The sequence below is a fragment of the Bacillus sp. NEAU-CP5 genome, from assembly GCF_026420705.1.
GTDB lineage: Bacteria > Bacillota > Bacilli > Bacillales > Bacillaceae > Bacillus > Bacillus velezensis.
This window is the reverse complement of the sequence record NZ_JAPMOV010000003.1, coordinates 370,309-381,957: the sequence shown is the minus strand read 5'-3', so window position 1 is coordinate 381,957 and position 11,649 is coordinate 370,309. Positions and strand designations below refer to the sequence as shown.

General features: G+C 43.9%; 11 protein-coding genes and 1 tRNA gene. 6 read left to right on the top strand and 6 right to left on the bottom strand.

What is annotated here, in order from left to right; all coding sequences use genetic code 11:
* Window positions 1–37: 37 nt before the first annotated feature.
* A complete protein-coding gene (locus tag OTK50_RS11995) occupies window positions 38–358 on the bottom strand; it encodes a MazG nucleotide pyrophosphohydrolase domain-containing protein (RefSeq protein WP_044801888.1) in 321 nt (106 codons plus the stop codon).
* Between the two features lie 115 nt (window positions 359–473).
* Between OTK50_RS11995 and OTK50_RS11990 the strand changes: the two genes are divergently transcribed.
* The gene (locus OTK50_RS11990) at window positions 474–1,049 is read left to right on the top strand and encodes a TIGR00730 family Rossman fold protein (RefSeq protein WP_020956392.1); all 576 of its coding nucleotides are present in this window, start codon (window positions 474–476) and stop codon (window positions 1,047–1,049) included.
* Window positions 1,050–1,232: 183 nt separating this feature from the next.
* Here OTK50_RS11990 and OTK50_RS11985 read toward each other — a convergent pair whose 3' ends face one another.
* Complete coding sequence (locus OTK50_RS11985) at window positions 1,233–2,609, bottom strand: MFS transporter (RefSeq protein ID WP_015418287.1); 1,377 nt, start codon at window positions 2,607–2,609, stop codon at window positions 1,233–1,235.
* Window positions 2,610–2,651: 42 nt separating this feature from the next.
* A complete protein-coding gene (locus OTK50_RS11980) occupies window positions 2,652–3,782 on the bottom strand; it encodes a 2-methylaconitate cis-trans isomerase PrpF family protein (RefSeq protein ID WP_224223844.1) in 1,131 nt (376 codons plus the stop codon).
* 173 nt (window positions 3,783–3,955) lie between these two features.
* Between OTK50_RS11980 and OTK50_RS11975 the strand changes: the two genes are divergently transcribed.
* Window positions 3,956–4,816 carry a LysR family transcriptional regulator gene (locus OTK50_RS11975; RefSeq protein ID WP_003151510.1) on the top strand — a complete coding sequence of 287 codons (861 nt, stop codon included), beginning with the start codon at window positions 3,956–3,958 and terminating at the stop codon, window positions 4,814–4,816.
* A 43-nt stretch (window positions 4,817–4,859) separates the two neighbouring features.
* Here the strand turns inward: OTK50_RS11975 and clpP are convergent, their stop codons facing one another.
* Both clpP and OTK50_RS11965 read right to left on the bottom strand, forming a co-directional pair.
* A complete protein-coding gene (clpP, locus tag OTK50_RS11970) occupies window positions 4,860–5,456 on the bottom strand; it encodes an ATP-dependent Clp endopeptidase proteolytic subunit ClpP (protein ID WP_003151513.1) in 597 nt (198 codons plus the stop codon).
* 246 nt (window positions 5,457–5,702) lie between these two features.
* Window positions 5,703–6,677 carry a LacI family DNA-binding transcriptional regulator gene (locus OTK50_RS11965; RefSeq protein WP_088461716.1) on the bottom strand — a complete coding sequence of 325 codons (975 nt, stop codon included), beginning with the start codon at window positions 6,675–6,677 and terminating at the stop codon, window positions 5,703–5,705.
* A gap of 390 nt (window positions 6,678–7,067) precedes the next feature.
* Between OTK50_RS11965 and OTK50_RS11960 the strand changes: the two genes are divergently transcribed.
* From OTK50_RS11960 to OTK50_RS11945, 4 genes are all read left to right on the top strand, one after another.
* On the top strand, window positions 7,068–8,300 hold the full coding sequence (locus OTK50_RS11960; RefSeq protein ID WP_007613980.1) for an MFS transporter: 1,233 nt from the start codon (window positions 7,068–7,070) through the stop codon (window positions 8,298–8,300).
* A 14-nt stretch (window positions 8,301–8,314) separates the two neighbouring features.
* Window positions 8,315–9,784: a glycoside hydrolase family 32 protein gene (locus tag OTK50_RS11955; RefSeq protein ID WP_221663933.1), complete on the top strand. Its 1,470-nt coding sequence runs from the start codon at window positions 8,315–8,317 to the stop codon at window positions 9,782–9,784.
* A gap of 215 nt (window positions 9,785–9,999) precedes the next feature.
* Window positions 10,000–10,075: transfer RNA gene (locus OTK50_RS11950), tRNA-Arg, on the top strand.
* A gap of 199 nt (window positions 10,076–10,274) precedes the next feature.
* Window positions 10,275–10,658 (top strand): phage integrase N-terminal SAM-like domain-containing protein, encoded by a 384-nt coding sequence (locus OTK50_RS11945; RefSeq protein ID WP_223198264.1) that lies wholly within the window; start codon window positions 10,275–10,277, stop codon window positions 10,656–10,658.
* 102 nt (window positions 10,659–10,760) lie between these two features.
* Here the strand turns inward: OTK50_RS11945 and OTK50_RS11940 are convergent, their stop codons facing one another.
* On the bottom strand, window positions 10,761–11,612 hold the full coding sequence (locus tag OTK50_RS11940; protein WP_015240651.1) for a pentapeptide repeat-containing protein: 852 nt from the start codon (window positions 11,610–11,612) through the stop codon (window positions 10,761–10,763).
* Window positions 11,613–11,649 lie beyond the last annotated feature (37 nt).

The following is an 11,649-nucleotide window of genomic DNA, read 5'->3' as shown; positions in this document are numbered from 1 at the left end:
TACGGCCTGTCCATGAAAAAGCGGACAGGCCGTGTTTTTATTCGGTTTCAAAGCGCTTGATCAGTTTTTCCTGATGGGCTTTCATCGCATCTTCTAACGTGATGCCGTACTTATCGGCAAGGATAGCCAGATTTCCGAGGACGTCACCCATTTCTTCAATAAGCTCCTGCCTGCGTTCAGCCTGGGTCGCGTCCTTTTCATCCGGCCGGTCTCTGCCGATTTCATATGCTCTTACCGCCCGGGCGAGCTCACCCGCCTCTTCCATTAAAAAGCCGATTCTGATAAATGGCCCGTACGCCGACCATCCTCGTTTTTCGTAAAAATCTTTCGTCCATCGTTCTGCTTCAGCCATCTGCATGTGAAACACTCCTTATGTCCTGTATGATTCTTATTGATATTATCATATAGAGATGGGACAATATATAGTGTATTTTGATTTATTGATGTACATATATAGATACGGAGATGAAAAAATGAAAACCATTTGTGTATTTGCGGGGTCAAACCCGGGGGTAAATGAAGAGTACAAACGCAAAGCGGCCGAACTGGGTGAATATATGGCAGAGCAGGGAATCGGCCTTGTTTACGGCGGTTCACGGGTCGGTCTGATGGGAACCGTCGCCGACGCGTTAATGGCAGGCGGCGGAAAAGCTGTCGGCGTCATGCCGAGCGGGCTGTTCAGCGGAGAGGTTGTTCATCAGAATCTGACGGAGCTGATTGAAGTCAGCGGCATGCATGAGCGGAAAGCGAAAATGAGTGAACTTGCCGACGGGTACATTGCCATGCCCGGCGGCTTCGGAACATATGAAGAGTTATTTGAAGTGCTGTGCTGGGCGCAAATCGGCATTCATCAAAAACCGATCGGACTGTACAATGTGAACGGGTATTTTGAGCCGATGATGAAGATGGTCAAGTACAGCATTCAGGAAGGATTTTCGAATGAGTCTCATTTGAAGCTGATACACAGCTCCTCCCGCCCGGATGAGCTGATTGAGCAGATGAATCGGTATACATACCCGATTTTAGATAAGAAATGGCAGGAATTGTAAGGTAGAGGTCTGAAATATGTTTCGGCGGTTGCATCTAATCCATTCTGACGGAAAATTCTCCGCCTATAGAATACCTTTTCTTTCTGGAAATCGTTTGATAAAGAAAATGCTGCTGGGATTGAAAGAAGAACATCCATTTCCTCAGAGGAGATGGATGTTTTGCGGTTTGCAGACTGTATGCGTTTACAACTTTTGTTGCACGAATGTTTCTTCCGATATGAAATCATCCTGCTGCATCTTTTGTTTTTTTGAACCGATTCCAAATATACCGACTGTCAGTGCACAAAGAAACCAGCAGCCTGTAAAGAACAAGAAAACACTTAAAAATCCGTAGCCTGAATACAGGAAACTGACGACAAAGGGACCGGCTACATTTGCAAGACGTCCTACGCCGTAAGTGAGGCCATTTCCAGATGCCCTGGCTTCAACCGGATATAATTCCGGCGTATAAGCATATGCGATCGAACTGAACGTGCGCTCAAACATATGCATGAGAAATCCGCATATGACAATGACCATCGGCAAAGGATTGATGCCGTAAAAGAATCCAAGCGCCATAATAATTAACGATAAAACAGAAATAGCCCACTTTCGATCCACACGGTCAGAGATTTGCGACGCAATGAGAGCGCCCAGCGGGGCACCGATCGTTCCCAGAGTGACGTATACGATAGACTCATCCATTGATACGCCTTCTTTTACCAAAAGGGTGGGAACCCACGTGCCAAAGCCTTGAATTGCAATCGTGGAAGCTGCCCACATCGTCATTAAAACAAAAGTTCTTCCTGCCAAAGGCTTTTGAAATAACGTCCGATATGGAACAGATTTTACAGCGGTTTGTCTGCTTCGCAGAGCCGGAGCTGGTTCAGGCAGTTCACCCTTTTCTTTTTCTGCTTTTGCCTCCAGTTCAAGCAGAATGCGGTGTGCTTGTTCGCTTTTTCCTTTCGTGTCCAGCCATTTCGGTGATTCTTCCAGTTTTCTGGCGATCAGCGGAAAAAAAATACCGACCGCGCCGAATAGAAAGATAAACCGCCAGCCGTAAGAGGCGGACGGCACGACCAATTTAGCCACCCAGCCGGCTGCAGGAATTCCGCATATGCCGATTGTAATACAGATTGCCTGGTATTTACCCTTAGTTGCGGATGGGAAAAATTCGCTGATATACGTGCTTGCCACAATCGTTGTGGCGCCGATACCTAAACTCGTAAGAAATCTAAAAACACCGAGTATTTCTGGGTTCCAAGCCAGAGAAGAGAGGAGAGAGAAGAAAGAGAAAAAAGTGACAACCAGAATTAAACCTTTTTTCCTTCCGAAACGGTCTGAAAACCATCCTCCGGCAGAGGCGCCGATAAACATCCCGAAATAGGAAACAGACGTAATAAAAGCGATGGTATGAGTGGATATGTTCCATTCCTTTAAAAGTGAAGGCGCCGCATATGAAAACGTATTTAAATCGATAAAATCAAAAAAGTAAGCGAATGAAAGGATAACGAGCACTGCTTGATGGGCCCTTGAAAAAGGCAGTCTGTTTAATCGATTAGACGCATTTACATTGATCATCTCGTATTCCTCCGTTTATCTTTGACTTGTCTGAAGATGGTATTAACCAATGTGATTCAGCGTATTCAGGTTGTAACTTTGCTTTGTAAACACATAGCCTTCAGAGATTTTTCTTGCTGTGCGTACTACTTTAATCGTTGTTCCATCCGGATCAACCTCTGCCTCGGTTTCTAAAATGCCGCTTGGATGTCCCAATCGAATCGTTCTCCCATAGAATGAAAATTCAGATAATATTGTATCCTGCAATAGCATGCCGGCAGTCGTACAAACCGCCCCTGTAATGGCTAAAGCTTGATGCGGTTTTTGCATGGACATCATACGAATGACAAGATCCATCTCTTCTGCGTGTCTCTTTATTCCTTTTGTATCGATATAATCCGCTGGAGATGAGATTAATGTCAGTTTTGGTACGGCCGGTGATTTTGCAGCAGCCTCATGTCTCGGAGCGAATCTGCATTTCTCGGCTGCAATCGATCGGATCATTTCGAGCTTTTCCAATATATCCGGGGTATATTCATCCGGAAGTTCTAAGCCGGTAAGCCCCGTGTCCTCTGCTTTTACAAAGACAAGCGGATTGGCGTAATCAATAATCGAGACCGAGATATTTCCATACGGTGTATCGAGAACATCAATAGGCTGACCAGTGGGAAACAGCTTGCCGGTCACCGCTCCTTCAGCCTGGTGAAATGAAAGATAAATAGGAGAAGCTGTACCTGGAACCCCGGGGATAGCGCAGTCCCCCTGGTAATGAAATGTTCCATTTGTGACTTCAACTTCTGCTACGATCACTTTTTGAGTGTTTGTATTTAACATTCTGACTTTTGTAACCGGCTCTTCAGCTTGAACGAGCCCTTTCTCAATAGCATAAGGGCCTACGGCAGAAGAGATATTTCCGCAATTGCCTTTGAAGTCGGTAAAATGGTCAGTCAAACTGACCTGAGCAAACGTATACTCAACATCTGCATCCTTTCTGGCGGATTTCTTAATAATGGCTGCCTTGCTTGTGAGAGAATGGCCGCCGCCGAGACCGTCAATTTGTCTCTCGTCAGGGCTCCCCATAATGTCTAAAAGAAAATCGCTCCATAGGTTTGTATCGTCTGGCATGTCTTTTTGATGAATAAAAACGCCTTTGCTGGTGCCGCCTCTCATGACGGTGACAGGAACTTTTTCCATGCTGTCTCATCCTTACATCATTTTGTGTGGATAAAAAGGTACCGGTCCCTTTGGAAAATATCGTATGATAAATAAGGATTATAAGTAAAACATATAATTTTTATAAAGTTGAATAAAAAACTTTTATAATAGGTGAAAATTTTATAGCAGAAAAATATTTTGGGGGATTTCATATGGATGAAAAGGATTGGATTGTGCTCATTACATTATTCGAAGAAAAAAATATGACGAAGGCGGCAGAGCGATTATATATGACACAGCCGGCGTTAAGTTATCGGCTCAAAAACCTGGAAGCACAATTCGGAGTGCGCCTTTTTTATAAAAGAAAAAAAGGGATGGAGTTCACTTCAGAAGGTGAACATCTGGTTGATTATTCGAAAGAAATGCTGCAGGAATTCAGAAGAGTGAAGGATGATATGCTCAATATGAGCCATGAAGTCAGCGGGGTTCTCAGATTAGGAGTCTCAAGCAATTTTGCTCAGTATAAGCTCCCGGCGATTCTAAAACGGTTTTCTGATCAGTATCCGTCTGTTCAATTCCACGTCAATACGGGATGGAGTGCGAAGGTGATGGATCTGCTTCATCATTCGGGGGTACACCTTGGGATTATGAGGGGAAATTATGATTGGCAAGGGGAAAAACAACTGCTAAATGAAGAGCGGCTGTACCTTATTTCAAAAACTGAAATCAACAGTGAGGACCTTCCCAAATTGCCGATGATTTATTATCAAACTGATGCTTCTTTGAAAAGTTTGATTCAAAAATGGTGGAATAACCAATTTACTGAACCGCCTTTCATTGCGATGGAGGTAGACAGGCAGGAAACCTGTAAAGAGATGGTGAAAAACGGTCTCGGTTATTCTGTTGTGCCGGAAATCTGTCTTCAGCCTTCTGATGAATTATACACATTGGCGCTATCTTATAAAAATAACGAGCCTGTGATACGCGATACTTGGCTTATGTATGATTCTTCAGCGTTAGAATTATCTGTCGTCAAAGCATTCATTACTTTTTTGAATGGGAATAAAGCATAAAAAAACCTGCAAGAGACATCAGCTCTTGCAGGTTTTTTGGGCATTACTTCTGGTCTTCTGTATTGCGTGTCAGCACTTTATCGATTAAGCCGTATTCTAAGGCTTCATCAGCTGATTTGAAGTTGTCGCGGTCTGTATCGCGCTCAATGACTTCAAGCGGCTGGCCGGTACGTTCAGCAAGCACTTTGTTTAATTTGTCGCGAAGCAAGAGAATGCGTTTTGCCGCGATTTCAATTTCTGTCGCCTGTCCTTGCGCTCCGCCAAGCGGCTGGTGAATCATAACTTCACTGTTAGGAAGCGCGTAACGTTTGCCTTTTTCTCCGGCTGCAAGTAAAAATGCTCCCATAGAAGCGGCCATACCGATGCAGATCGTGGATACTTTCGGTTTAATGAACTGCATTGTATCATAGATTGCCATGCCGGCAGTGATTGATCCGCCAGGGCTGTTAATGTAAATGGAAATATCTTTTTCAGGGTCTTCCGCTTCAAGGAATAAAAGCTGTGACACGATGGAGTTCGCAACGTTGTCATCAATCGCAGATCCAAGCATGATAATACGGTCCTTCAAAAGACGGGAGTAAATGTCATAAGCTCTTTCTCCGCGGTTCGTTTGTTCAATGACTGTAGGTATTAAATTCATAATGCTCCTCCTTCACCTTTTAGGTAAGTATGTATTTACATGATACATTTTTGGTCAATAAAGGTCAAACAAAACGCTGACCAAAATGCCAACCTTTTCTTCTAACACCATTTTTCCCATAAAACAAAAAGTTCAAACAGCAAAGTGGAAATGAGGATGATCAGCGCCGGCGCTTGAGAAAATGATATGGCCGGAGCGCTCAAAATAGACCGCAATCGCGTCGGTACGTACGGCTGAAGAGTCTGACTACGTTGTCCGCCCTTCCAAAAGCTGTACCGGCAAATACGTTTCCAGCGGCAAATCATCAAATTCGCCTTCAATTTCTTTTGCTAAAATCTCAATGGCTGTTTTGGAAATCAATTCAATCGGCTGCTGGATGGTTGCCAAGTCCGGCAGAACCGATTGAACGGTTTCAGTGCCGTCATAACCGATCACTTTTAATTGATTCGGGATGTCTATTCCCCGTTTTTTGGCCTCGGTCATCACTGCAGCCGCCATGATATCATCGCTGGCAAAAATTCCGTCGGTGTCAGGCTGTTCATCGAATAATGTTGAAATAATGTCATGGTAATGCTGATAAAAGGGTACTTCATATGTAATAGGCTTCCGTCCGTGTTCGTGCATGACGTCTTCGTATGCTTTTCTTCTGAGGTTTGCCGGTGTCTCGAGTTCAAGCGGGCCGTTGATATGGACGATGTGCCGGCACCCTTTTTCAATCAGCAGTTCTGCCGCCTTTTTTCCGCCGTCATAGTTGTCTGAGCCGACGACGGGAATCGTGTCCGATAAGTAATGATCAATGGCGACAATCGGCAGATTTTGCTTGTGATAATTGAGAATTCCCCGGTTGTAAGTCACGGCGATCACGCCGTCCACCTGGTTTCTTATCAGCATCTCCAAATATTTTTCTTCCTTATCCTTTCGATGTAAACTGTTGCAAAGCAGCAGTTTGTAGCCCATGGACGTACAAATGCTTTCAATATGAAAGGCGAGTTCGCCGAAAAACGGATTGCTGGAGTTTGGGATGATAAGTCCTATTAAATTGGTTCGTTTTCGGAATAAAGAGCGGGCCAGATCGTTTGGAAAGTAATTGATTTCTTCCATCGCCTTGTACACTTTTTCTTTTGTTTTTTCGCTGATATAGCCGCGGTTATTTAATACCCGCGAAACGGTTGTAGATGAAACTCCCGCTATTTTCGCAACATCATGAATGTTAGGCTTCATTCCCGTGCCCTCCTGCTTACTGAAATGGCTTACAATTTCCGTCACGCACTTATTTTAGAGAATCAGGCTGACATGTGCAAGGACATTCCATGTTTCTGTTTTCATATAAAGAGGGTGTGTTTTGTTTGATTGAAATAATCAGAAAATTATATGTCAACCGATTGACATATGAAACCGGTTGACATACAATTCTTTTTGAAAGCGCTTTATTTGCGAAGTGAAGGGAAGTGACGGGTATGGAGAGATGGCTGGCGGCAATAAAGTGAAAGAATTAAGCAGCGATAGAAAGTAAGCGCTTACTCAGAGCTCGCATGTATGTGATGAAAATGAAGAAGGAAGTATGCGGCTCTAAAACGGCTATTAAAAGGTCCTATTAAAGGAGCGGTGCAAATGAAAAGCTCAAAAAGTCTGTATTGGAAACTGAGTGCTTATTTCTTTTTTTTCTTTTTTACTTGGTCTTCCAGCTATTCTTTATTTGCGATTTGGTTAGGGCAGGAAATCAATTTAAACGGATCAGCGACAGGCATTATCTTTTCTGTAAACGCCGTATTTGCCCTGTGCATGCAGCCTCTTTACGGTTTTATCTCTGACAAATTGGGGCTGAAGAAAAAGATATTGTTTATGATCAGCTGTCTTCTCATATTCACGGGTCCGTTTTATATCTTCGTCTATGGGCCGCTTTTACAATACAACGTCTTTCTTGGCGCCGTTGTCGGAGGCTTATATTTGGGAGCCGCTTTTTTGGCGGGGATAGGCGCGATTGAAACGTACATTGAAAAGGTCAGCCGTAAATATGATTTCGAGTATGGAAAATCAAGAATGTGGGGCTCGCTGGGCTGGGCGGCTGCTGCATTTTTTGCAGGGCAGCTTTTCAATATCAATCCCAATATCAACTTCTGGATCGCGTCTGTTTCAGCCGTCATATTAACGGCCATTATCATGTCTGTGAAAATAGAAATGACCGATCATGAGAAAAACAGAGCGGATTCGGTCCGGTTAAAAGATGTGGGGCGGCTCTTTTTACTAAGAGATTTCTGGTTTTTTATGATGTACATTATCGGGGTGACTTGCATTTACGGTGTATATGATCAGCAGTTCCCGATCTATTATGCGTCTTTGTTTCCTTCAGTGTCGACGGGTAACCAAGTATTCGGCTATCTGAATTCATTCCAAGTGTTTTTGGAGGCCGGCATGATGTTTCTTGCGCCTTTTATCGTCAATAAGTTCGGGGCGAAAAACAGTTTGATTTTAGCGGGGTTTTTAATGGCTTTCCGCATCGTCGGGTCCGGAATTGCAGTTGAGCCTGTAGGCATTTCATCAATGAAACTCATTCACGCACTGGAATTGCCGATTATGCTGATCGCCGTTTTTAAATATTTGGCTGCCAATTTTGATACGCGTCTGTCGTCCGTCCTTTATCTCGTCGGTTTTCAATTCGCATCTCAGGCAGGCGCGTCGATTCTGTCGCCGCTTGCGGGAGGATTATATGACAGTGCGGGATTCCGTCAAACCTATCTCATCATGGGAATCGTCGTCTTCGGTTTTACCGTCATCTCCATATTTACTTTATTGGGCCCGAAACAAAACAGCAGGCGTGTCCAGCGTCTGCAAAAAATCGGATAGAGAGGATGTTACAAATGGATAGAATTCAGCAGGCGGAAGAAGCTTTGAAGGAAGCCGAGGGTAAAGTGAAACAAAGATATCGATTGGGGTACCATATTATGCCCCGGGCGAATTGGATCAATGATCCGAACGGGCTTATTCAATTTAAAGGAGAATACCACGTCTTTTTTCAGCATCATCCGTATGATGAGCATTGGGGGCCGATGCATTGGGGACATGTGAAAAGTAAAGATCTCATTCATTGGGAGCACCTGCCGGTTGCCTTAGCTCCGGGCGATGCATTCGACCAAAGCGGCTGTTTTTCGGGAAGCGCGGTCGATGATCATGGAAGATTAGCCCTCATCTATACAGGACATAATATAATTGATCAAGAGAAAGACCTATTCTATCAAACTCAAAATATCGCTGTCAGCCAAGATGGAACCGTGTTTGAAAAGCTTCAGGGAAACCCCGTTATTGCGGAACCGCCGGAAGACAGCGCCCGTCATTTCCGCGATCCGAAAGTATGGAAGCATCGCGATGTTTGGTATATGGTCATCGGCAACTCCTCAAAAGAAAACGTCGGACGGGTCGTTTTATACCGTTCACCTGATTTGCGTGATTGGGAATACGCGGGGGTTCTTGCCCAAAGTGACGGTAATCTCGGCTATATGTGGGAATGTCCTGATTTCTTTGAATTAGGCGGCAAGCATGTCCTGCTGATTTCGCCCCAGGGGATCGAGGCGGACGGTGATTCCTATCAAAATTTACATCAAACCGGGTATTTAATCGGTGACTATCATGATGAAACAAACAAATTTACACACGGCGCTTTTAAAGAACTGGATCACGGCCATGACTTTTACGCCGTGCAAACATTATTAGATGATAAAGGACGCAGAATTGCTATCGGCTGGATGGATATGTGGGAATCTGAGATGCCGACAAAAGCGGACGGATGGTGCGGTGCACTGACGTTGCCGCGAGAACTGACTTTGCGTGATGATCATAAACTTTTGATGAATCCCGTGGAAGAAACCAAGCAGCTGCGGAAAATAGAATATCGGGAATGTGCCGGACGATCGCTTTCAGGGAGTTACTTGGCAAAGACGTCCGAAGACCTGCTTGAAGTCCGGGCCGTGTTTGATGTGAACGATTCTGATGCCGAAACGGCAGGTTTTAAGATTCGCGGCCTTGATGAAGAAGAACTTGTGCTGACATACAATCTAACGGATAAAAAGCTGACGCTTGACTGCACCAAGATGGGGAAAGCGAAAGACGGTGTGAGAAGGGTGCAGACGGATACAAACGGCAAGCTGGCGCTGCGTATCTTTATTGACAGATCCTCGATTGAAGTATTCGCCAATCATGGAGAAACAACGATGACAAGCCGTATCTATCCGAATGAAGGCAGATTGGGGATTGAGCTGTTTTCTGAGAAAGGCGCCGTAAAGGTTGAGGAATTCACCTATTGGACGTTAAAGGACATTTGGAAAAGAAGCTGAAACGGGTGATTACCGCTTTTTCTGCAGTGGCTGAAAATGTACCGAGCCGGGGGCGGTCCGCCTGAAATGGGTTTTTTGTGAAAATCAATGCCGGTAAACGATGCAGGATTATGCTGCATGAGGACGCTGCATAATCCTGTTGTGCATTATCAAAAAAGAGTTGCTTTCTGTGCGTTTCTTTATTATAATATAAAGGTATCTGATTGAAAAAACGTGCGCTCGTAGCTCAGTTGGATAGAGCGGTGGTTTCCGGTACCACGTCTGTCGGGGGTTCGAATCCCTCCGAGCGCGTCCAATACGTTATAACCCCGTCATATCAACGTTTTCCGACGGTCCGTTAAGCGTTAAGTGTACGAAAAGTGTCCGGAAGGGCGCGAACCGGTAAAGAACGGGCCCGGCTTTAATCGGTCGGCTCGCTTCTCCTAAAACGAAATAGTCCGATTCAGCAAACGTAACCTCACGGATAAATAAATCCGGGAGGTTTTTTGTTATGGCGATTTTAAAACGTAGGCAAGGCGTCAGGAATCGGCGCGAGACTGACGGAATAGTAAAGAGCTTCAAAGCGACGAAATCCGTTCACGAAGCGTTAGGGATCGTATGCGAGCTATTTGAAACGGAGAACTATCGCGATAGAACGATCAATGATTATCGGAAGTATTGGGCCAAATTCACGGAGGTAGTCGGTATCATGCCGTCTGATAACGTGACGGACCTCACGGAAGATCATCTGCGGTCTTATATTACAACGATGCTCAACGTACGCGATCTTTCGCCAGTAACGATAAATATCCGTTTAGGCGGCATAAAGTCGATCCTTAGCCGAATGACTAAGCGCGGGAAAGGAAAGCAAAAATCATATATTATACATGACTAATATGTGCTTTCCTTTTATTCAATTAAAGCGTCCTTTTCTGGAATAAGACTGATAGTAAGACCATCTTCAAAAAGTTTCCTTCAATACTCAAACTGAACAAAATTAGTTAATCCAATGGGAAGGTCGTTGTATATGAGAGGGGAATGTTGTCTTTACATCACCTTTAGCCGAATTAATTTGCATTTGAGTTAAAAACATACTCGTAGATAAGTCTGCTCCCCTTAAATCAGCATCACGCAAATCAGCGCCAATAAAATCAACACCTCTTAAATCTGCATTCCTCATATCTGCAGCAATTAAATATGCTCCCCTTAAATCTAACGCCCTTAAATCTTTACCTCTTAACTTTTTGCCAATCCAATCGGCTCTTTCGTAATTATAATTCTTGGCATTTTTAGTGTCAGGTAACTTTGAAATTAAGCTTTCCCGAATATACTCGCTGGTTTCCGAAAGCAATTTGTTTAATGGAAATCTGTACACCACTAGATCAAGAGATAATAATTCTTCAGCATCGAGTTTTGTTAAGTTCTGCAATTCTTTTAACTGCACACTCAATTTATCAGACAAAGCATGGGGAATGTCATACGACAAGGCTTCTGCCGTGTACGCAATCATTTCATGTATTTGTTCCATGATCGGAAACACTCGGAACATTTTTTCTCGAATTTCAGGATTATCTCGCCAACTTTGACCTTTAAAAGTAATTTGAGAAACAACTTGTCCAGAACCTAAACAGTCAAACACTGTACAGCCCTTAAAACCTTTCTCTTGTAAGTTGCTGTGAATTTGACAACCATAATCAGATTGTAAATTAACACAAGGTGCACCTGCTGGCTTGTTAATTGGAAAATCGCTTGATGCTACAATATTAAGCGCTGTGCAGCAAAGTCCAAAGCACTTCGTACAATCAGCCGTTAAACTTTCTCTAATATTTTTGGCTGTTTCATTATCCATTTTTATACCCTCTTATCTTTAGTTAAATAACTTTTGA

Excerpts from the sequence above, each read along its gene's own strand:
- OTK50_RS11985 (WP_015418287.1), bottom strand. The coding sequence starts at position 2,609 with ATGATCAATGTAAATGCGTCTAATCGATTAAACAGACTGCCTTTTTCA.
- OTK50_RS11980 (WP_224223844.1), bottom strand. The coding sequence starts at position 3,782 with ATGGAAAAAGTTCCTGTCACCGTCATGAGAGGCGGCACCAGCAAAGGC.
- OTK50_RS11955 (WP_221663933.1), top strand. The coding sequence starts at position 8,315 with ATGGATAGAATTCAGCAGGCGGAAGAAGCTTTGAAGGAAGCCGAGGGT.
- OTK50_RS11990 (WP_020956392.1), top strand. The coding sequence starts at position 474 with ATGAAAACCATTTGTGTATTTGCGGGGTCAAACCCGGGGGTAAATGAA.
- OTK50_RS11965 (WP_088461716.1), bottom strand. The coding sequence starts at position 6,677 with ATGAAGCCTAACATTCATGATGTTGCGAAAATAGCGGGAGTTTCATCT.
- OTK50_RS11945 (WP_223198264.1), top strand. The coding sequence starts at position 10,275 with ATGGCGATTTTAAAACGTAGGCAAGGCGTCAGGAATCGGCGCGAGACT.
- OTK50_RS11960 (WP_007613980.1), top strand. The coding sequence starts at position 7,068 with ATGAAAAGCTCAAAAAGTCTGTATTGGAAACTGAGTGCTTATTTCTTT.
- OTK50_RS11940 (WP_015240651.1), bottom strand. The coding sequence starts at position 11,612 with ATGGATAATGAAACAGCCAAAAATATTAGAGAAAGTTTAACGGCTGAT.
- OTK50_RS11995 (WP_044801888.1), bottom strand. The coding sequence starts at position 358 with ATGCAGATGGCTGAAGCAGAACGATGGACGAAAGATTTTTACGAAAAA.
- clpP (WP_003151513.1), bottom strand. The coding sequence starts at position 5,456 with ATGAATTTAATACCTACAGTCATTGAACAAACGAACCGCGGAGAAAGA.
- OTK50_RS11975 (WP_003151510.1), top strand. The coding sequence starts at position 3,956 with ATGGATGAAAAGGATTGGATTGTGCTCATTACATTATTCGAAGAAAAA.